19 protein-coding genes and 2 pseudogenes are annotated in these 19,080 nt (G+C 63.7%); 14 read left to right on the top strand and 7 right to left on the bottom strand.

The features are described 5' to 3' along the window. Positions 1–2: 2 nt before the first annotated feature. The 3 genes from ABD927_RS05820 to mads1 all read right to left on the bottom strand — a co-directional run bounded on the left by ABD927_RS05820 (position 3) and on the right by mads1 (position 4,203). A complete protein-coding gene (locus ABD927_RS05820) occupies positions 3–989 on the bottom strand; it encodes an AAA family ATPase (protein WP_032958257.1) in 987 nt (328 codons plus the stop codon). An 80-nt stretch (positions 990–1,069) separates the two neighbouring features. Further along, positions 1,070–3,949: an SNF2-related protein gene (locus ABD927_RS05825; RefSeq protein WP_345247267.1), complete on the bottom strand. Its 2,880-nt coding sequence runs from the start codon at positions 3,947–3,949 to the stop codon at positions 1,070–1,072. A 53-nt stretch (positions 3,950–4,002) separates the two neighbouring features. Then, the gene (gene mads1 / locus ABD927_RS05830) at positions 4,003–4,203 is read right to left on the bottom strand and encodes a methylation-associated defense system helix-turn-helix domain-containing protein MAD1 (protein ID WP_032958260.1); all 201 of its coding nucleotides are present in this window, start codon (positions 4,201–4,203) and stop codon (positions 4,003–4,005) included. 219 nt (positions 4,204–4,422) lie between these two features. On the opposite strand from mads1, the gene ABD927_RS05835 reads away from it, so the two are divergent. From ABD927_RS05835 to ABD927_RS05880, 10 genes are all read left to right on the top strand, one after another. Then, complete coding sequence (locus ABD927_RS05835) at positions 4,423–4,773, top strand: integrative conjugative element protein, RAQPRD family (RefSeq protein ID WP_032958261.1); 351 nt, start codon at positions 4,423–4,425, stop codon at positions 4,771–4,773. Next, positions 4,770–5,003, top strand: a complete 234-nt coding sequence (locus tag ABD927_RS05840; protein WP_345247271.1) for a TIGR03758 family integrating conjugative element protein — start codon at positions 4,770–4,772, stop codon at positions 5,001–5,003. The genes ABD927_RS05835 and ABD927_RS05840 overlap by 4 nt, the downstream gene beginning before the upstream one ends. A gap of 83 nt (positions 5,004–5,086) precedes the next feature. Continuing rightward, positions 5,087–5,386: a TIGR03745 family integrating conjugative element membrane protein gene (locus ABD927_RS05845; protein WP_425570197.1), complete on the top strand. Its 300-nt coding sequence runs from the start codon at positions 5,087–5,089 to the stop codon at positions 5,384–5,386. Positions 5,387–5,392: 6 nt separating this feature from the next. Then, entirely contained in the window at positions 5,393–5,803 is a 411-nt protein-coding gene (locus ABD927_RS05850) for a TIGR03750 family conjugal transfer protein (protein ID WP_345247274.1), read from the top strand. Continuing rightward, complete coding sequence (locus ABD927_RS05855) at positions 5,800–6,489, top strand: PFL_4703 family integrating conjugative element protein (protein WP_032958271.1); 690 nt, start codon at positions 5,800–5,802, stop codon at positions 6,487–6,489. Before ABD927_RS05850 ends, ABD927_RS05855 begins: the two co-directional genes overlap by 4 nt. Then, complete coding sequence (locus ABD927_RS05860) at positions 6,486–7,373, top strand: TIGR03749 family integrating conjugative element protein (protein WP_345247277.1); 888 nt, start codon at positions 6,486–6,488, stop codon at positions 7,371–7,373. Before ABD927_RS05855 ends, ABD927_RS05860 begins: the two co-directional genes overlap by 4 nt. Beyond that, entirely contained in the window at positions 7,363–8,781 is a 1,419-nt protein-coding gene (locus ABD927_RS05865; RefSeq protein ID WP_345247279.1) for a TIGR03752 family integrating conjugative element protein, read from the top strand. The genes ABD927_RS05860 and ABD927_RS05865 overlap by 11 nt, the downstream gene beginning before the upstream one ends. Further along, positions 8,762–9,193, top strand: a complete 432-nt coding sequence (locus tag ABD927_RS05870) for a TIGR03751 family conjugal transfer lipoprotein (RefSeq protein WP_345247281.1) — start codon at positions 8,762–8,764, stop codon at positions 9,191–9,193. Before ABD927_RS05865 ends, ABD927_RS05870 begins: the two co-directional genes overlap by 20 nt. Further along, a complete protein-coding gene (locus ABD927_RS05875; protein WP_345247283.1) occupies positions 9,193–12,072 on the top strand; it encodes a conjugative transfer ATPase in 2,880 nt (959 codons plus the stop codon). Before ABD927_RS05870 ends, ABD927_RS05875 begins: the two co-directional genes overlap by 1 nt. A 12-nt stretch (positions 12,073–12,084) precedes the next feature. Further along, the gene (locus tag ABD927_RS05880) at positions 12,085–12,846 is read left to right on the top strand and encodes a DsbA family protein (protein ID WP_345247285.1); all 762 of its coding nucleotides are present in this window, start codon (positions 12,085–12,087) and stop codon (positions 12,844–12,846) included. Between the two features lie 640 nt (positions 12,847–13,486). Here the strand turns inward: ABD927_RS05880 and ABD927_RS05885 are convergent. The 3 genes from ABD927_RS05885 to ABD927_RS05895 form a co-directional block, all read right to left on the bottom strand. Next, positions 13,487–14,389: a LysR family transcriptional regulator gene (locus tag ABD927_RS05885; RefSeq protein ID WP_032958286.1), complete on the bottom strand. Its 903-nt coding sequence runs from the start codon at positions 14,387–14,389 to the stop codon at positions 13,487–13,489. Between the two features lie 95 nt (positions 14,390–14,484). Next, positions 14,485–14,910: a CopD family protein gene (locus tag ABD927_RS05890; protein WP_201267685.1), complete on the bottom strand. Its 426-nt coding sequence runs from the start codon at positions 14,908–14,910 to the stop codon at positions 14,485–14,487. Continuing rightward, entirely contained in the window at positions 14,910–15,278 is a 369-nt protein-coding gene (locus tag ABD927_RS05895) for a DUF3817 domain-containing protein (protein ID WP_027350538.1), read from the bottom strand. Before ABD927_RS05895 ends, ABD927_RS05890 begins: the two co-directional genes overlap by 1 nt. A gap of 202 nt (positions 15,279–15,480) precedes the next feature. On the opposite strand from ABD927_RS05895, the gene ABD927_RS05900 reads away from it, so the two are divergent. Further along, positions 15,481–16,437 carry a GlxA family transcriptional regulator gene (locus tag ABD927_RS05900; protein WP_080701649.1) on the top strand — a complete coding sequence of 319 codons (957 nt, stop codon included), beginning with the start codon at positions 15,481–15,483 and terminating at the stop codon, positions 16,435–16,437. Between the two features lie 374 nt (positions 16,438–16,811). Further along, positions 16,812–16,993, top strand: a pseudogene (locus tag ABD927_RS05905) (IS5/IS1182 family transposase); the annotation flags it as partial. A 105-nt stretch (positions 16,994–17,098) separates the two neighbouring features. On the opposite strand, the gene ABD927_RS05910 reads toward ABD927_RS05905, so the two are convergent. Continuing rightward, positions 17,099–17,464, bottom strand: a complete 366-nt coding sequence (locus ABD927_RS05910; RefSeq protein WP_032963568.1) for a MerR family transcriptional regulator — start codon at positions 17,462–17,464, stop codon at positions 17,099–17,101. Positions 17,465–17,553: 89 nt separating this feature from the next. Between ABD927_RS05910 and ABD927_RS05915 the strand changes: the two genes are divergently transcribed. Beyond that, positions 17,554–18,462 carry an alpha/beta fold hydrolase gene (locus ABD927_RS05915; protein ID WP_345247294.1) on the top strand — a complete coding sequence of 303 codons (909 nt, stop codon included), beginning with the start codon at positions 17,554–17,556 and terminating at the stop codon, positions 18,460–18,462. Between the two features lie 22 nt (positions 18,463–18,484). Beyond that, a pseudogene (locus tag ABD927_RS24615) lies at positions 18,485–19,063 on the top strand (alpha/beta fold hydrolase); the annotation flags it as partial. Positions 19,064–19,080: the final 17 nt, after the last annotated feature.

Here is a 19,080-nt window from a genome sequence, read left to right on the forward strand (position 1 = left end):
CCTTAACTCTTGTAGCGATACTCTCTGGCAAGTGCGTTATCGATATGACTCTTCTCCAAAAACTCCCGCCCAGACAGGATCATTTCCTTAACGGCCCGCCGCAGTACACGCTCGATATCGGCGTGCGACATCCCCTTGAACACGGATGCCACCTGGCCATCGTCGGGCTCGAAATTGCGGCGGACACCGGAGAGTTTCAGAGCTAACAAGCGTTTGATCTGCTCCAGATTCGGCATCTCGAAGCGCACAACCTCATCGAAGCGTCGCCAAACCGCCTTGTCCAATAGGGTTTCGTAGTTGGTGGTGGCGATCAGGATGCTCTCGCCTCGATAACCGTCCATCATCTGCAAGACGGCATTTACGGAGCGTTTGAGCTCACCATGATCGGCGCTGTCGCCACGATCCTTGGTCAGGGCGTCGAATTCATCGAACAATGCGACCACGGGATGCGTTGCGACGTAATCGAACACTTTTCGCAAATTGGCAGCCGTCTCCCCCAGAAACGACGATATGATCGAGTCCAGCCGAACGAGGACGAGTGGCATGGACAGGGAATGCGCGATGACTTCTGCGGCCAGCGTCTTGCCGCAGCCGGGAGGCCCGCAAAACAACAGCTTCTGCGCGGGTTGCAGGCCATAGGATCGGAGCACGTCCGCCCGGTTGTGCTCCATCAGGATTTCATCGAGTGCCGACTGCGAAGCATCCGAGAGAATGATGTCTTTCTCCTCTCGAATCACGGCACGCTCTTCTAGTAGCGCAAGCCCGTTGTCTTTATTTGTCGGCACGCTGGGCAAACTTTGCAGCTTCCGCGCATTCTTCCCGAAGTTTGCCTGATCGCCGTAAAGCAAGCGCTCAAGGTCATTTGCGAGCAGATGATGGTTCTTCTCGCGCTCCTCTTTGATCACTGCCTCGGACGCCGCGCGAAAGCCCGAAGCATCGCCTTGCGTTCCCGATTTGATGAGTTGCCGCAGTAATTTTCCGCTAGCCATATCTCGCTCTCCTCAATTCTTGGCACGTTTCAACCGCGGCCTGGTCATGCGCAGGTCTAAGGGTGCTACTTGATTAGTCATTACACCAGCTCCCACTCGACAGTGAACAGCGTGCGCTCCTCGACCTGCTGTTGGAGTTGCACTTCAAGCTGGCTGATCAAGTCATTGCGCTGCGCTTCGACTTCGTCCTGCCGGGCAAACAACTCGCGGCGCAGCTTGCTGCGCTTGGCTTCCAGTTCCCGCTGCTTCTTCTGCCATGACAGCTTTTCTTCCAGTGTCGGCGAGGTCGCGGCGGTTCGGCGCACCTCCTTGATCTCGCGGTCGATCTCCTTGATCTCCTGCTCCAGACCGAGCTTCAGGTCGTCCGCCCAGGCATCCAGCTTCTGGACTTCCTGCTCGAAGTAGCCGAGGTTGCGCTCGTTGACGTCGCGCAGGAGCGCGGTCTTGCGGGCTTCCACGTCGGCCAGCAGGGTGGCGTCAGGGGCGTTGAACAGACTCGCGGTCTGCGTGGTCGCGGGCAGGCGCAGCAGTTTTTCCGGGTCTTCTTCCGCGAGCACGACGCCGTCGGTCGTGCTCGCGGCAACCAGCAGATGTTGCTCCTGGTTGCCGAGTGTCTCGACCGTGACCAGCTTCACGGTGAGCCATCCGGCCTTGCCGCGATAGGCTTCTAGCGTGCTGATCTTTGAACCGTAGGCGTTGTAGTCGAAGACGAGACGAGCCCCGTCGAGTGCCCGAGCCTTGGCCTGCTCGATGCCCCATCGCGCCAGCGGATGATTGATGCGGTATAGATGCGCGTCGCCGGAGCGGCGGGGCAATTCGTAGCGCCCCAGCTCGATGCCCGCGAGGCCGCTGTGCTCGACTCCAGTCGGTATGTGGCGGAGATCGAAGCCATCGTCATCGAACGCGGCGCAATGGACCAATTCGGCGCGGGTCAAGTCCATCAGCATGCGCTCGAAGCAGTTGCGCGCGTTGCGGCTGTCGTCGGCGCGCATGCGCAGCTTCTCCTGCACCTCCTCATCAAAGTTCTCAAGCAATGCCTGTCGGGTCTTGACCATCGCCTCGTTGATCTCTCCTGAGAGATCGAGTCGGAGTTGCTCGAAACTGGACTTGATTTCTTCAGGCTCTCGGCAGTTCTGGTAGATCTCGGCGATGCGGCGCTCGAAATCGACACCGGAGCCGATGGCACCCAGCACTTCGTCGCTCGCTCCGAACACACCCTCGAAGAGCTGGAATTTCTGCGACAACAGTTCGTAGACGCGCTTGTCCGCCTCGTTGCTGAGATCGACGAAGTTCACAACTACCACGTCGTGCTTCTGACCGTAGCGGTGGCAGCGCCCGATGCGCTGCTCAATGCGCTGAGGGTTCCACGGCAGGTCGTAATTGATGACGAGCGAGCAGAACTGGAGGTTGATGCCTTCGGCGCCGGCTTCGGTGGCAATCATGACCTTGCCGCGCTCCTTGAAGTGCTCAACCAGTGCCGCACGAGTGTCGGCGGTCTTGGAGCCGGTGATGCGGTCAGTGCCTTCGTGGCGTTTGAGCCAGTCCTTGTAAATCGCCTGCGCACGCTGGTCGCTGTTCGTGCCGTTGAAGAGCACGATGCCGTCGCCGTAGGGCGTGTCCGCCAGCAAGCTGAGGAGGTACTCCTGTGTGCGCTTGGACTCTGTGAATATGATGGCCTTTCTGGCCGCGCCCAACCGGTCCAGCTCGGCGAAGGCGCGATCCAGCGCAGTGAGCAGCGCTTTGCCTTTGGCGTTGTCGCGGATGCTGGTTGCCAGCGCCTTGAAGTGGCGAAGTTCTTCGATTTCCTGCGCGATGGCATTCCGCTCTGAGCGGCTCGGCGTCGTAGAAGCGGCTTCCTGCTCGCTCCACTCATCAGCGGTTTCGTCCAGCGACTCGTAGTCCTCGTCGAGTTCTTCGGCCAGATCGGGAATCTCGGCAGTTTCGTCAAGCACTCCCTGAAGCCGTTTGGCCATCGTCTCCAGCGCGCCTGCGATGGCGTGCGAGCTGGACGCGAGCAACTTCCATAGCACCAGTGAAATCAGCTGGCGCTGTCCCTCGGGCATGGCCTTCAGGTTGGGGCGACGCAAGTAATCAGCGACGAGTCTGGACAGTTCCTGCTCTTCGTTTGACGGCGTGAATTCCTGGATGATGGCCTTGCGCGCCGTATACGACACATAGGGCTGAACCTGTTTGCGCAGAGTGCGCTTGCAGATGGGAGCCAGTCGGTCACGTAGGGCGTTGAAGGCCTGTTCCCGGCCAGTAAATTGCGAGCGAAAGCTGTCAAGGTCTCCGAACACGCGGTCATCGATGAAGCTGACCAGCCCATAGAGTTCGAGCAACGAGTTCTGCAACGGCGTTGCGGTCAGAAGCACCTTGGAGTGAACGTGCGACAACGCCTCCTTGAGTGTTTTGGCAATGACGTTGCTGGTTTTGTAGACGTTGCGCAGGCGATGCGCTTCGTCTAGGACGACCAAGTCCCAGTCAATGCTCTTGACATCGTCAGCCTTGGACTTGGCGAACTGGTAGGAGCAGATGACCGGGCCGGAGGCGAATAGGAAAGGGTTCTGTCGATCCTGCTTGCGGATTGCGTTGTAGCTTTTGGCTTCGAGAATCAATCCTTGCAGGCCGAACTTGTCCTGCAGCTCTTGGTGCCATTGCTTGCGCAGGTTCGCCGGAACGATGATGAGAATCTTGCGGCGTCGCTCGGCCCAACGCTGAGAGATGACCAACCCTGCTTCAATAGTCTTGCCGAGCCCCACTTCGTCAGCGAGGAGCACACCGCGCGAAAGGGGATTGCGGCAGGCGAAGAGGGCGGCATCCACCTGATGTGGATTGAGATCAACCTGCGAGTCGACCAGTGTTGAGGCCAGCGATTCCACGGAATCGCCCGCCGCACGGCGCGTGAGCAGCCACGCAACGTACTGACGTTGATGCGGTGTCAAGAGCTGTGCTGTCGTCAACTGCGGTCTCCCCCTTATGTCTCAGGCGTAGTCGGCTGCTAGCCTTTCCAGACTCAGTCCGTCTCCGGTTTCATCTTGCTAATGCTGCTAGCAATCCAGCGATCCAGCTCGGATCGCCGGAAACGCCACGTCCCTCCCAACTTGAACGCCGGGATCTCTCCACTTTGAGCCAGGCGATAGACCGTCCGCTTACCGGCTTTTAGGTATGCCGCGACTTCTTCAAGCGTCAGGATTTCGCTTTCGGCGTCAGTCATCTGAAAACCGTCTCGGTTGATCTTTCATAGCCTTCGCTTGCCAAGTTTGCTCAATTCTACCAACGAACCCCGGCCGATGACCAATCATCGGCGGCTGCATCCAGCCCCGAATGAGCAGCTATCGGATGGAATCCGGTCGAACCGCATTTCGCATTCACGGCGGCACCGAAGCCGGCGACGGAACAGCATCTGGCCATCCGCATTCACGGGAATGGCTCGATGGCGCAACCCAACCGTTACACGCTCGCATGGCCGCTGCTGGCCATGTTGCTTGCTGCCGGGCAACCCGCCACCGCGGCAGACGATGCCATCGAACGCGAGCAGCTTGCGGCCTTGGTTCGCCAGATCGACCTGATTGACCTCCAGGCCGAGCACGCCGCCCTTACCGCTCCGCAGGCGCGCGCCCGCTACCACTTCGACCATGCCCGCCTGCGCGAGGACCTCCAGCGCGTTCGGACGGGCATTCAGGACTACCTGACGCCGCCGCGCGCCCAGCCGCGCGATCCGGTCGATCTGTCCGGCGACTACCGCCAGTCCAGCCCGCCCTCTGACCAGGAGGCACTCCGATGAACGCCGCCCAGGTCAGCGCCTTCCAGGCCAATGGCGGCTTCGCCCCCGCCGCCGTGGCCACGGTGGTGCTCGGCCTGGTGTTCGCCGTCCTGCTCGTGTGGGGCGTGTGGGCGATGCGTACCGCCTACACCGGGTGGGCCGAGCAGCGCCTGTCCCAGCGCCAGTTCCTGGGTGTCGTCGTGCGATTCGTCGCGATGTATCTGGTGCTGACCTATTTCCTCCTGTCCTGACCACCACGAAAGGCCCTACCACCATGAAGATCCATCCGATTCCCCATCGCGCTGCCACCACCATCCTCGCGTCGTTGGCGCTGATGGGCTTGCCGCTGGCGGCCCGGGCGCAGGGCCTGCCGACCATCGAGGACCCGTCGCGCGGCCAGGGCAGCGGCATCATGCAGACGCTGCAGAACTACGGCTACGACATCGTGCTACTGGTCGCGCTGCTGGTGGTCGCCTCGATGTTCGTCGGTGTGTGCTACCACGCCTATACGCGCTACTCGGAAATCCATACCGGCCGCGCCACCTGGGGCCAGTTCGGCCTCACCGTGGCCGTGGGTGCGATCTTGCTGGTGGTCGGAATCTGGCTGCTGACCAAGGCCACCGGCGTGCTCTGAGCGTCGATGGCTGCCGTGAACGATATCGCGCGTGACGGGCTGGTCACCTTCCTGCCGCACAGGCTGAACCGCCAGCCCGTGGTGGTGGGGGGCCTGACCGCCGACGAGCTCTGGATCTGCGCCGGCCTGTCCGCGGTGGCGGGGTTCATCGCCGGCGTGCCGCTGGCCTGGGCCACGCACAGCGTCGCCATGGTGCCGACCCTGGTCGTGGCCGGCGTGGCGGCTGGCGTGTTCGGTGGTGGCGGCTTCCTGCGCCGGCAGAAGCGCGGCCGCCCGGACACCTGGCTGTACCGGCAACTGCAGTGGCGCCTGGCGCTGCGCCATCCGCTGGCAGCGTCCTGGCTCGGTGGGCACCTTCTCATCACGCGTTCGGGGTACTGGACCACCCGGCGCTCACGCGGAGCAGCCGCCTCATGAGCCGTTTCAGGAACGAAGTCCATCACCTGCAGGCCCATGTGCGCACGCTGCGCCTCGGCGCCGGTGCGTTGTTCGTGGTTGCGCTGCTGCTCGGTTTCGGCTGGTGGAGTGCGCCGAGGCAACTGACGATCCACGTGCCCCCCGATCTGCGCTCGGGCAGCACCCGCGCCTGGTGGGATGTGCCGCCCGAGAATGTCTATGCATTCGCTTTCTACGTCTGGCAGCAGGTCCAGCGCTGGCCGACGGATGGCGAACAGGACTACCCGCGCAACCTCCACGCGCTGTCGGCCTATTTCACACCGGCCTGCCAGGCCTTCCTGCGCCAGGACTACGAGCACCGGCGCAGCAGTGGCGAACTGCGCCAGCGGGTGCGCGGCATCTACGAGATTCCGGGGCGCGGCTTTGGCGACAACCCCACGATGCGGGTAAAGACGGTTTCCAGCCGCGACTGGATCGTCACGCTCGATGTCAGCGCGGACGAGTACTACGGCGCCGAGCAGGTCAAGCGGGCCCTGGTGCGCTATCCGCTGAAAGTGGTGCGGCTGGACGTCGATCCCCAGCACAACCCCTTCGGCCTTGCGCTGGACTGCTATGACGGCGCGCCGCAGCGCATCGAGGCACCGTCGCCGGCAGTGCCTCCGTCCGGCACGCCCGGCGGCGGCCTTTCGCAGGGAGGCAACCCATGAAACACCACGTCTTCACCATCGTGGCGAGCCTGGCCCTTGGCTTCGGCCTGGTGCCGGACAGCCGTGCCATCGAGATCCTGCGCTGGCAGCGGCTGCCGCTGGCCGTCCCGCTCGTCGTCGGCCAGGAGCGCGTGGTCTTCATCGACCGCAACGTGCGTGTCGGCCTGCCCCCGAGCCTGGGCGAGCGGCTGCGCGTGCAGAGCGCGGGCGGCGCCATCTACCTGCGCGCCAGCGAGGCCATCGCGCCGACGCGGCTGCAGCTGCAGGACGTGGAATCCGGCGCCATCGTGCTGGTCGACATCGCAGCCACGGACGCCCGGGAAGGCGAGCCGCCGCTGGAGCCTGTACGCATCGTCCTGCAGGACGCCGCCGAGGATGCCAGCGGTGACACTGCCGCCGGCCCAGCCCAGGCAGCGCAACCCGCCACGCGTCGGCAGACGCCGGTAGCCGTTGTCCTGACGCGCTACGCGGCGCAGAACCTTTACGCACCGCTGCGCACCGTCGAGCCCGTGGCCGGCATCGGGCGCGTGCCGCTGCGGCGCCCGCTCGCGCTGGACACACTGCTGCCAACGCTGCCGCTCAAGGCGCGGGCGCTGGCGGCCTGGCGACTCGAAGACCAGTGGGTCACCGCGGTGCGCCTGACCAACACCTCGCCTCACCGTATCGATCTCGATCCAAGGGTGCTGCAAGGCGACTTCGTGGCCGCGACCTTCCAGCATCCCGACCTTGGGCCGGCGGGCGCTTCGACCGACACCACGGTGGTCTATCTGGTCACGCGCGGCCGTGGCCTGGCCGAGTCCCTGATGCCGGTGCTCAGTCCCATCGATGCCGGCACGAACCTGCCGCCGGCCGCCGCTGCGGGGAGGACGTCCGATGAGGAGTAATCCCCTGTTGAAGTGGCTGCTGATTCCGATGGCATTGTTGCTGGTGTTCGTCGGTGCCAGGTTGTTCTCAGGCAGTGACGCTGCACCTGGCAAGCAGGATGTCTCGGGGCAGCTCACTCCCGAAGAAATGAAGGCGCTCGGCATCGCGGGCGACACCCCGCGCGATACCATCGCCACCCTGGTGGCGCAGGTCAAGCAGCTCCGCACCGAGCTGCAGACCGCGCTGAGCGACAACCGCCAGCACAAGGCGGAGAACGAGCGCCTGCGTACCCGCGAGGGTGCGATCGACCAGCGCATCCAGAACGCCCTCGACAGCGAACGCCGCCGCCTGGAACAGGAGCGAACCCAGGCCGCCAGCGACCGGCAGCAGACGCAAGGGCTGATGCAGGAATTACAGCGCCGCCTGGACGGGCTGTCCGGCAAGGGCGATGCCGCCGACCTGCCGATCGGCCTTGGACTGGACGGGCATGACGGCTTGCCGCTCAAGGATGGCGGCATGCGCTGGATCGAACCGGATGACGCCCGGCCCGATCCCAAGGGCGGTTCGAGCAGCCTGCGCTTGCCCGCCTTTCCCTCCAGCTTCGGCCCGGCCTCGCCGGAGCTTTCGGCCGCGGCGGAGGCCGTCAGCGACAGGACGGCGCAGGCCGTTGGCGGCACCACCCAGGCGGTCTATACGTTGCCCACCAACGCCACGCTGATGGGCTCGGTCGCCATGACCGCGCTGATCGGCCGCATCCCCATCGACGGCACCGTCAACGACCCGTTTCCCTTCAAGGTGCTGATCGGGGCCGACAACCTGGCGGCCAACGGCATCGAGATTCCCGACGTGGCCGGTGCGGTGGTCAGCGGCACGGCCTCGGGCGACTGGGCGCTCTCGTGCGTGCGTGGGCAGGTCCGTTCCATCACCTTCGTGTTCAGCGACGGCACCATCCGCACGGTGCCGGAGGACGACGGCAAGCGCAGTCGAAGCCAGAACAGCACCAGTCTGCTGGATGGCCTGGGCTGGATCAGCGATCCCTACGGCATCCCGTGCGTCTCGGGCGAGCGCCGCAGCAATGCCCAGCAGTACCTGGGATCGCAGGCGTTGATCACCGCGGCCGGCGCAGGCGCCGCCTCGCTCATCAAGTCCGACAACGGCAGCGTGGCCGTGGTCGCCAACAACAACGGTTCGCTGGGCACGGTCGGCATTTCGGGCAACGAGGCCATGGGCCGCATCCTGGCCGGTGGCGTGCGCGACATGGCCGACTGGGTCAACAAGCTCTACGGTCAGGCCTTCGCTGCGGTCTACGTGCAGCCCGGCGCCAGGGTGGCCGTGCACCTGGAGCAGCCGATCGCCATCGACCACGACGCCGAGGGGCGCCGGGTGAATCACCTCATGGGAGAAGCGCATGCGTCGGACCTGGATTGACCGCCCCCTTGTCCTGCTCGCCGCCGCGGTTCTCGCGGGTTGTGCCACCAGCTCGGAAAAGCTGCTGCACCGGGGCGAGCACACCATGCTGGACATCTGGCAGCACGAGACTGGCGGCTACAGCGGCGGCCAGGCCGGCCGCCTGCTGCTCGACGCACGCCAGGGCCTGCGCCGCCCGCTGGCCGACGCTGACACCCTCGCGGCGCCCGCCCGGAACGCGGCCTACACCCGCACCGCAGCGAACGAGATCCAGCGACAGTTCCATCGACTGCCAAACCCCGATCTGGTGATGTATGTCTTTCCGCACCTGGCCGGCACCGACCCGGTACCGGTGCCCGGCTACAGCACCGTCTTCCCGCTCTACCAGCGCGTGCAGTACGCGATGCCGGGCGAACGGCTGGAGGACTACTGATGGGCTGGCGACTGCCGTGGCCGCGTCGTCCGGCCCCCAGGCCAGTCCAGGCCGACATCGAGCTGGACGCCTGGACGCAGCATGTCGCCCGCCTTGCCGCGCACGGCATCGCGGCACCTGGCGCCGCCCCTGGGCGGCACCATCGGCGACCCGCGACGCGGGCCGATCACGCGGCGCTCTACGACGTGGCGCCGTCTTTCGCCGACCTGCTGCCCTGGGTCGAGTACCTGCCGGCCACGAAGAGCATGCTGCTCGAAGATGGCCAATCGGTGGCGGCGTTCTTCGAGTTACAGCCGATCGGTACCGAAGGCCGCGAGACCGCCTGGCTGTGGCAGGCCCGCGATGCCTTGGAGAATGCGCTGCAGGACTCCTTCGACGAACTGGACGAGAACCCGTGGGTGGTGCAACTCTACGCGCAGGACGAAGCCGATTGGGACCACTACCTGCGCACGCTGGGGGCGTACCTGCATCCACGCGCGCAGGGCAGCGCGTTCAGCGAGTTCTATCTGCGCTTCTTCGGGCACCACCTGCGCGCGATCGCGAAGCCGGGCGGCCTGTTCGAGGACACCACGGTCACACGCCTGCCGTGGCGCGGCCAGACCCGGCGCGTGCGCATGGTGGTTTATCGGCGCACCCCGGACGCCGCATTGGCCCGGCGGGGGCAATCGCCCGAGCAGGCCCTGGCGACGATTTGCGACCGCCTGGTCGGCGGCCTGGGGAATGCCGGCGTCAAGGCCCGGCGCCTTGGCGCGGCGGACATCCACGACTGGCTGCTGCGCTGGTTCAACCCGAATCCCGGCGCGCTGGGCAGCACGGCCGAGGACCGGGAACGGTTCTACGCGCTCGCCCGCTACCCGGAGGAACAGGAAGAGGGCGAGATCGAACTGGCCAGCGGCGACTTCGCGCAACGCCTGTTCTTCGGCCAGCCGCGCTCGGATGTCGCCCGCGGCCTGTGGTTCTTCGACGGCATGCCGCACCGGGCCATCGTCATGGATCGTCTGCGCTCGCCGCCCGCGACCGGACACGTGACCGGCGAGACGCGCAAGGGCGGCGATGCGATGAACGCGCTGTTCGACCAGATGCCCGAGGACACGGTGATGTGCCTGACCCTGGTCGCCACGCCGCAGGATGTGCTGGAGGCGCACCTCAACCACCTGGCCCGCAAGGCGGTTGGCGAGACGCTCGCCAGCGAACAGGCGCGCCAGGACGTGCAGCAGGCCCGCGGCCTCATCGGCAGTGCGCACAAGCTGTACCGGGGCACGCTGGCGTTCTACCTGCGCGGCCGCGACATGGCGCAGCTCGACGCCCGCGGCCTGCAACTGGTCAATGTCATGCTCAATGCGGGCTTGCAGCCGGTGCGCGAAGAGGACGAGGTGGCCCCGCTCAACACCTACCTGCGCTGGCTGCCCTGTCTGTTCGACCCGGCGGCGGACAAGCGGCAGTGGTACACGCAACTGATGTTCGCGCAGCACGCGGCCAATCTGGCGCCGGTGTGGGGGCGCAGCCAGGGCACCGGCCATCCGGGCATCACCTTCTTCAACCGGGGCGGCGGCACGATCACCTTCGATCCACTGAACCGGCTCGACCGGCAGATGAACGCCCACCTGTTCCTCTTCGGCCCCACCGGCTCCGGCAAGAGCGCCACGCTGAACAACATCCTCAACCAGGTCACGGCGATCTACCGGCCCAGGTTGTTCATCGTCGAGGCCGGCAACAGCTTTGGCCTGTTCGGTGACTTCGCCGCTCGGCTGGGCCTGAGCGTGCATCGCGTGAAGCTGGCACCCGGCGCGGGCGTGAGCCTGGCGCCATTCGCCGATGCCTGGCGCCTCGTCGATACACCGGGCCAGGTGCAGACGCTGGATGCCGACGCCCTGGACGAGGACGGCGACACCCATCCGGCCGACGACGGGGATGACCAGCGGGACGTACTCGGCGAACTCGAAATCACCGCCCGGCTGATGATCACCGGCGGCGAGGACAAGGAGGAAGCGCGTATGACGCGCGCCGACCGCAGCCTGATTCGCCAGTGCATCCTGGACGCCGCCCAGCGCTGCGTGGCACAGGCGCGCACGGTGCTGACCCGCGACGTGCGCGACGCGCTGCGCGAACGCGCCCGCGACGCCAACCTGCCGGATGCCCGGCGTGCGCGGCTGCTGGAGATGGCCGACGCGATGGACATGCTCTGCCAGGGCGCGGACGGCGAGATGTTCGACCGTCCGGGCACGCCCTGGCCCGAGGCGGACATCACCATCGTGGATCTGGCCACCTTCGCGCGCGAGGGCTACAACGCGCAGCTCTCCATTGCCTACATCTCGCTGATCAACACGGTGAACAACATCGCCGAGCGCGACCAGTTCCTGGGCCGGCCGATCATCAACGTCACCGACGAAGGCCACATCATCACCAAGAACCCGCTGCTCGCGCCCTACGTGGTCAAGATCACCAAGATGTGGCGCAAGCTCGGTGCGTGGTACTGGCTGGCGACGCAGAACATCGACGACCTGCCCAAGGCCGCCGAGCCCATGCTCAACATGATCGAGTGGTGGATCTGCCTGTCGATGCCGCCCGACGAGGTGGAGAAGATCGCCCGGTTCCGCGAACTTTCACCCGCGCAGAAGGCGCTGATGCTGTCCGCGCGCAAGGAGGCGGGCAAGTTCAGCGAGGGCGTCATCCTGTCCAAGTCGATGGAAGTGCTGTTCCGCGCCGTGCCGCCCAGCCTCTATCTGGCCCTTGCGCAGACCGAACCGGAAGAGAAGGCCGAGCGCTACCAGCTCATGCGCCAGTACGGCATCGGCGAACTGGATGCCGCCTTCAAGGTGGCCGAAAAGATCGACCAGGCGCGTGGTATCGCATCGCCGCCGCTGTTCCTGCCGAAATGACCGGAGCGCGTCATGTCCTCGAAGCAAAGATCCCAGGCCATTCGCAAGCGCGCCGGGCGCCTGCCACGGCTGCCCTGGGTGGTCGCCAGCATCCTTGTAGTCGGCCTGCTGGGCTGGCTCCTGTACCGCACGCCCGGTGCGCCGGCACCACGCACGGGGCCTGAGGCCGCGCAGGCGCATCCGGCCGGCCCACCCTGGCGCCGCGGCCCAGCCGATGCGCGCTTCACGCTGACGCTGTACGCCGACCTGGAGTGTCCGTTCTGCAAGGCCTACTACCCGACCCTGATGGCCTGGATCGATGCCCATCCCGAGACCAGCCTGCGGTGGCATCACCTGCCGCTGGCGATGCACGATCCCGAGGCGAGTCGGCTGGCCCGCATGGCCGAGTGCGCAGGTGAGGCGCAAGGCCACGAGGCGTTCTTCGGTGCCATCGCATGGCTCTACCAAAACACCCGGGGCGATGGCCAGGGGCTGCCGGCAGACCTGACCTGGCCAGGCATAACCACCGCCATCCAGGCATGCCTGGACAGCGATCGCCCCGCAGCCATCGTTCGCGCACAGGCCGACGAGGCCCTGCGCAGCGGCATCAACGCCACGCCCACCGTGCGGCTGGAAGACAGCCTCACGGGAAGATCACTGCTGCTGCATGGGTTGGTCGAGGGCGATGCGCTGCTGTCTGCACTTGATCTGGTTGCCAGCGATGCGTCGCGCGCTCCAGGGCCCACCCATGCCGCCGACGCGGCACTCAGCGAAGACACCCGCACTCCGCAATGACGACCATCCGGTGATGTCGTCACCCGCACCCGAGCTCGCGGCCTGTCCGGTCCTTGCCATTGGTCCACGCGAGGAGGTCACTTGGCGAGGCGAGGGTGTGGCCGATCGCCAACAGCCGATTCGCGTCGCTGACACCTCACTTGACCTCAAGTTAATCTGAGGTTTAACCCTGACGCTGGTAGATCGAGACCTCACAACCGTTGCGGGAGACGGCCGCCCCCAGATCGGCCACCCGGCTTCTGGAAGGCTGCCGCCTTCCAGTGAGGCAATCCCAAGACGTGCCATCATGGCCATCGGGGCCATCGCCACCTACGCACCCGCCGACGGCGGCACGCTGGCGGTGATCGCCAGCGGTCCTCTACGCCGTTGTCAATGCTCCCAGCGTCGCCGTCTGGGCCGCCTTCGGCACGACGCCGCGCCGCTGGCTCACGGACCGACGCCACCTGCGCATCTTCAACATCGCAATGGCCGTGCTGCTGGTGATGTCCCTGTATCCGCTGCGGGCGGTACATTCACAGGCTTGGTCAGCGCACCCATCATGGCCTCTATCCATGCTCCGCATTGGGGTTGCCACAACATGAAGACAAACGAACAAGCTTGCCGTCTTGTCCGGGCCCTCGTCCTACTCCCTCGCACCTACCTACGCCTTTTCGGAATCAGGCATCGTGGTTTCTCGCAATCGTTCGACGAAGCTCCGCAACTGCACCGAGTCTTCGGCATCCCGGCGCAACAGGTAGGTCGTCAACGGGGGGACTTCACCGGCCAACGGACGCGAGACGACATCCGGGTGCCGCCACAGGGACAGATGCGTGCGGGTGGTGATCCCGAGGCCGTAGCCCGCCGCCACCAGCGCCATCAGCAGGTCATGGGACGCCACCCTTTCGGCAATCCTGACCTCGCATTCCGCGGCACGCAACAGCCTGTCGAGTTGCCGGCTGCATCCTGCGCACGCGTTCGGGTCACACAGCACCAGTGGATGGGAAAGCAGCTCCATCAGGGAAAGCTCGGGATGGATCAAGGCGGGATGCCGCGCCGGCACCGCGACGACCAGAGGCTCGCTCCACGCCGGCGTGGCCTGCAATCCTTCCCCCGGATGCTCCGCCTTCGCGAACCCCGCGTCGTAGTCGCCCTCTCTCAGGCCTTTCAACTGCTGTGCGAGTGTCACTTCGAAGAGGCTAATCTCGACCTCGGGCGACTCTTCGCGGCAGCGAGCCAGCAGGTTGCTCAAGTGCGATGGCGAGATGCCGTCGGACAGCGCGATTCTCAGGAGCCCGCGGTATCCGGTCGCGGCGGCCCTTGCGCCGGCACGGGCCTGCTCGACCGCTGCCAGCACGCGCCGTGCCTCCTCAAGGAAGACTTGTCCAGCCCAGGTGAGCCGGGTACCATGGCTGTTACGCTCGAAGAGCCGGACGCCAAGATCATCCTCCAATTGGCGGATGGATCGCGACAGAGGCGACTGTTCGATGTGAAGTCGCTCCGCAGCACGGGTAAAGCTGAGTTCCTCCGCCACGGCGATGAAATACCGGATATGGCGCATCAGCATCGTTACGCTCCGGAAACTCGCCCCGCGTCCTGCTGGCCCATGCCGGCAGACAGGTTCGCCACGTCCGGGGACATGAAGGACTCTCCGCTATCGTGCTAGACCGGCTTCACAAATGCCAACACAGCTATGGTTAGCATCGCAATCACGATGCCTAGATCAGCACCGGGAATTCTTCTTATAGCTGCTCCAGTTCGAATGCAATGACGTATTCGCCCGGAACGGAATCCATGCAAGGCGGAGAGCGCGACGACGAAAACCAGCTTGACCAGCAACCATCGTGATGACAGCCATCCTGCGCTGAGCGCCAGTGATAACCCGAAGATCCAGGTCAACAACAATGCAGGCGTGGTGACAAGGAGATCAAAGCGCTGCAATGCAGCCAGCATCCCAGCTTGTTCTTCCGGTGGGGACTGCGAAATGGCATTTACTATCCTTTCTTGCGCAAGCAAGCCGCCTACCAGAAACACCACCGCCGTCACGTGCGTCGCCACCAAATAGGGATAGAGCGCCGCAATCATCATCAGGCCTGTCCGATATCGTTGAATATTCTCGCCCGTTCACGTAGCCACCGGATATTGAGATAGCCGCCGAATGGCAGGAACGCAACTGCGAACAATCGAAGCATTTCACGTTTATGCCAGCCGCCGCCGGCTACAGTTTGTAAGGCAGTCCATAGGTACGCTAAGAATGCGATCCCATGTATTGGTCCAAGTAGCTTCGAGCCATACGGCCAATCCCCGAAATGCCGGAGAGGTGCCGCAACGAACACTAGCAGGATCAGAGTTGTCGCCTCGACGATCGACGCCTTCTCCAGGCGCCTCAGTTGTTTGGATTCAATACTTCTGATTTGATCGAGTGAGTTCTTTTCTGCCTGTGCGCTTGTGGTCATGACTCATCCGCTGGGTGGCTCAATATGTCAGGGCAATCCAGGCGCCTGATGGATGCAGGCATGCCTCGACCTTGCTCAATGGTTATGTCTTCAGCGACTTTCCTCTCGCCGGAAGCACAAGTATGTCGACATGTCGGAAGTTCGCCAATTGGCTAGAATGCCATCTATCGAAGGATTCTTGCCAATCAAGGGAGCGAGTTCTGTGAAGCAAAGTACAGCACACAGGGTAGCCATCCTGGCGTTTGATGGCGTTGTGCCGTTTGACCTGACGATGGCCTGCGAGATGTTCGGGCGCGTGCCCCTCGCGCCGGGGAAGATCCCATACGAGGTTCTCGTATGCGCCCAGTCGAATCGTATTCGAACAAAGTTGTTCGACATGCGTATCCGCTGGGGCTTGAGCCATGCCGTGAATGCCCAGACTGTCATCATTCCGGGGCTCGACGATGTCCTTTCCCCTATCCCCAACACCCTGCTGGAAGCCATCCGAGCAGCGGAAAAGAATGGTGCGAGGATCGCATCGTTGTGCAGTGGCGCCTTCATCCTGGCACGCACGAGGCTGCTAGATGGCTTGCGTGCCACCACCCACTGGCGTGGTGTACAACTTCTGGCAGATCTCTTCCCACAGGTCACAGTCGACCCCAATGTTCTTTTCGTGGACAACGGTCGGATACTCACCTCGGCAGGCGCGTGCGCCGGAATGGATCTGTGCCTACACATGATTCGACAAGACTGCGGCAATGCCGTTGCAGCAGACACAGCTCGATGTGCCGTCATGCCTCTTGCACGAGATGGCGGGCAGGCGCAGTTCATCGCCTACGATCCCCCTGGCGCACCTTCCAATCTCAGCCCATTGCTGCAATGGATCGAAGAACGGCTAGATCAAGATTTGACCCTGAAGGACATGGCTGGGCAGGCTGCGATGAGCAGCCGCACCTTGAGTCGACGATTTCAGGAACAACTGAACACTAGCCCTCTCCAGTGGCTTCTAAGAGCGCGTGTCAGGCGTGCGCAGACTTTGCTAGAAACGACAAACCTACCCATTGAGCACATCGCTAGTGCAGTGGGCTTTGGAAGCCCCACCTCCCTGCGGGAACATTTCGGCCGGATCGTGGGAGTCAGCCCAACGGCCTATCGAAGATCCTTTAATCCTGTGCGCTGAACTGCCTGGACGAGTTCTCGACTGAACTCCTCGTTATGACTGCTCCGCTAGGGTCTATCAACAGTCGCAGCAACGGACTTCCACCACGATTTCTTAACCGGAAACGCCCAGACATCAGATGAGCAGCTTGCTGCAGCGTGCTCTTGCTCATGCCAAGCAGATCTGACATACCAACTAGATGCGCCTCCCGTCCACGATGGCGATGGATAATAGATAGGACAGCGGTCAATCAGTTGAGAACGCGATACTGACGGGACCCACCAACCACTCGCCATGATCCAGTGTGACGATGGCTGCCACATCGGTGCCTAGGTCCGTTATCAATTGCCCAGATAGGCGATGCTAGACGCCCCCCTTCATTTGCCCGCGCAGCCATGGCATTCCGTTACGCCCTACGAGACGATCAATGGGATCGCATCCACGGCCTGCTTCCCAGTCGAGCCGGTCATGTCGGGGTGACCGCCAAGGACAATCGACGGTTTGTCGGAACCGCCCTCTACCGCTACCAGGCGAGCATTCCAGGATGGGGCTGCCTGAACGGTTCGGAGATTTCCAAGTGATCAATGAACAATTGCTCCACGAAGATGACTGTTCCGCACACTCGAGATTCCTGCCACTGATGTCGGTCGACGATCGAGGATGGGGGTACTTCAGCAGCCTGCTAGGCCTTTTCTACCAGCATCTGGCGCAGCCGTGCGCGTCGCTGTTCAAGGTCCGCGATCTGCCGCTCTATGGAAGCGAGCCGTCGGCGTTGCACTTCACTCGTTTCAGGACACGCTGCAGCGCCTTCGATCATGCGCATGCAATCGGGAAATCCGCGGATTTCCGCCAAGCTGAAGCCTGTGGCGATCAACCTCTGGATCTGACGGACCTGAGTGACGGCGACGGGGAGAAACATCCGATAGCCGTTTTCCGCGCGTACGGAAGCTAGCAGTCCGTTGTCGTCGTAATGCCGGATCGAGCGCCGGCTTGCTCCTGTCTTGTGGGCGAGATCGCCAATGGTCATGGGGCTTTGAGGCTTGGACATGGGCCCACTGTACCATTTCCCCGCTTGACACTCACATCAATGTGAGGCTTGAGACTAGGCGTGTTCTAGGAACCTAGGAGTACGTGTCTATGTCTTTGTCGAAACTTCGTGGTGCACTCGGCGCACTGATAGCGACATTTGCGCTACTGGCCGCCGCGCCGGCTACGTTCGCCGCAACCCGGAATTACACCGTCACTGCCCCCGATGGAGTGGTGCTGGCCGTCCAGGAAGCTGGTGATCCCGAGGGTTCTCCCATCATTTTCATTCATGGCCTGCTGGGCAGCCGGCTGAACTGGAGTAAGCAATTACAGGACCCTCGACTCCAGCATTACCGATTGATCACTTACGACCTGCGTGGGCACGGCATGTCAGGAAAACCGGCCGAGGCCAGTTCCTACACCGACGGGCGCCGCTGGGCCAATGACCTAGCCGCGATCATCGAATCGACACACGCGCGTAAACCGGTGCTCGTGGGATGGTCGCTGGGCGGTGCCGTGATATCGAACTACCTGGCAGCCTATGGCGACAAAGCCATCGCCGGTGCCGTCTATGTCGGCGGAGTGATCGAGCTGAAGCCCGACCAGATCGTGGCGCACCCTGAAGTCTATCGCGACATGATCGCTTCGGACTTGCAAACCCATCTGGACGGCGAGCGCGCTTTCCTGCGGCTGTGCTTCCACCGCCAGCCCGACGCGGCCACGTTCTCCTTGCTGCTGGCCAACGCAGCGCTGGCATCGTGGGACATGCAACGTGCCGTGCAGTCGATGACGGTCGAGGCAGGCAAAGGATTGAGCAAGGCCGAGGTTCCGCTCCTGCTGATCTACGGCGCTCAGGATGCGCTCGTGAAGGCCAAGCCCAGCATCGCCAGGGCTACGAGCCTCAACCCACAGATCCGCAGCGAGCTGTATGCCGATTCAGGGCACGCGCCGTTCCTCGAAGAACCGGAGCGCTTCAACCGGGACCTGTCGGATTTCGTTCGTATGGCTCTTTCACGCTAGCGATCCATACCGTACGGAGTTGATGATGTCGGGTATCGACGGCATTGCATCGTGGAACTCAGTTGCTGGATTCTCAGAGTTGCACATCGAGGCGGGCGGCGTGGCGTTTTGCGGCGTCACTGGCGGCTCCGGAGGACCGCCCGTGCTGCTGCTAAACGGCTACCCACAAACCCATCTTGCATGGCGACATGTCGCGCCACGGCTGGCACAGTCGTTTACGGTCGTGGCGCCGGACCTGCCCGGCTACGGTAGCAGTCGGCCCGACTCGGATCGGCCTCGCTGGACCAAGCGTCGCGTGGCCAGCGCCTTGATTGCCTTGATGGCCAAACTTGGACACCGCCGGTTTGCCGTTGTGGGACACGACCGGGGGGCACGCGCCGGATACCGCCTCGCGCTCGATTACCCGGGGCAGGTGACGCACTTCGCCTCGCTGGCCGTGATTCCGACCCTGGATGCATGGGATCTGGTGGACGAACGATTTAGACGCGCCAATTTCCATTGGTTCTTCCTGGCCCAGCCATTCGGGCTCCCGGAAAAGCTACTGTCCGCCGACCCGCAGGCATTCATCGATGCTGCGCTGGCCCGTATGGCGGGCGGGCTGACAGACAACGAGATTTT

The sequence above is a fragment of the Pigmentiphaga soli genome (assembly GCF_039541095.1).
Taxonomy (GTDB): Bacteria; Pseudomonadota; Gammaproteobacteria; order Burkholderiales; family Burkholderiaceae_B; genus Pigmentiphaga; species Pigmentiphaga soli.

Bases quoted from the DNA above. Each gene is read 5' to 3' on its own strand.
- ABD927_RS05820 (WP_032958257.1), bottom strand. From the start codon at position 989: ATGGCTAGCGGAAAATTACTGCGGCAACTCATCAAATCGGGAACGCAA.
- mads1 (WP_032958260.1), bottom strand. From the start codon at position 4,203: ATGACTGACGCCGAAAGCGAAATCCTGACGCTTGAAGAAGTCGCGGCA.
- ABD927_RS05835 (WP_032958261.1), top strand. From the start codon at position 4,423: ATGGCGCAACCCAACCGTTACACGCTCGCATGGCCGCTGCTGGCCATG.
- ABD927_RS05840 (WP_345247271.1), top strand. From the start codon at position 4,770: ATGAACGCCGCCCAGGTCAGCGCCTTCCAGGCCAATGGCGGCTTCGCC.
- ABD927_RS05845 (WP_425570197.1), top strand. From the start codon at position 5,087: ATGGGCTTGCCGCTGGCGGCCCGGGCGCAGGGCCTGCCGACCATCGAG.
- ABD927_RS05850 (WP_345247274.1), top strand. From the start codon at position 5,393: ATGGCTGCCGTGAACGATATCGCGCGTGACGGGCTGGTCACCTTCCTG.
- ABD927_RS05855 (WP_032958271.1), top strand. From the start codon at position 5,800: ATGAGCCGTTTCAGGAACGAAGTCCATCACCTGCAGGCCCATGTGCGC.
- ABD927_RS05860 (WP_345247277.1), top strand. From the start codon at position 6,486: ATGAAACACCACGTCTTCACCATCGTGGCGAGCCTGGCCCTTGGCTTC.
- ABD927_RS05865 (WP_345247279.1), top strand. From the start codon at position 7,363: ATGAGGAGTAATCCCCTGTTGAAGTGGCTGCTGATTCCGATGGCATTG.
- ABD927_RS05870 (WP_345247281.1), top strand. From the start codon at position 8,762: ATGCGTCGGACCTGGATTGACCGCCCCCTTGTCCTGCTCGCCGCCGCG.
- ABD927_RS05875 (WP_345247283.1), top strand. From the start codon at position 9,193: ATGGGCTGGCGACTGCCGTGGCCGCGTCGTCCGGCCCCCAGGCCAGTC.
- ABD927_RS05880 (WP_345247285.1), top strand. From the start codon at position 12,085: ATGTCCTCGAAGCAAAGATCCCAGGCCATTCGCAAGCGCGCCGGGCGC.
- ABD927_RS05885 (WP_032958286.1), bottom strand. From the start codon at position 14,389: ATGCTGATGCGCCATATCCGGTATTTCATCGCCGTGGCGGAGGAACTC.
- ABD927_RS05890 (WP_201267685.1), bottom strand. From the start codon at position 14,910: ATGATGATTGCGGCGCTCTATCCCTATTTGGTGGCGACGCACGTGACG.
- ABD927_RS05895 (WP_027350538.1), bottom strand. From the start codon at position 15,278: ATGACCACAAGCGCACAGGCAGAAAAGAACTCACTCGATCAAATCAGA.
- ABD927_RS05910 (WP_032963568.1), bottom strand. From the start codon at position 17,464: ATGTCCAAGCCTCAAAGCCCCATGACCATTGGCGATCTCGCCCACAAG.
- ABD927_RS05915 (WP_345247294.1), top strand. From the start codon at position 17,554: ATGTCTTTGTCGAAACTTCGTGGTGCACTCGGCGCACTGATAGCGACA.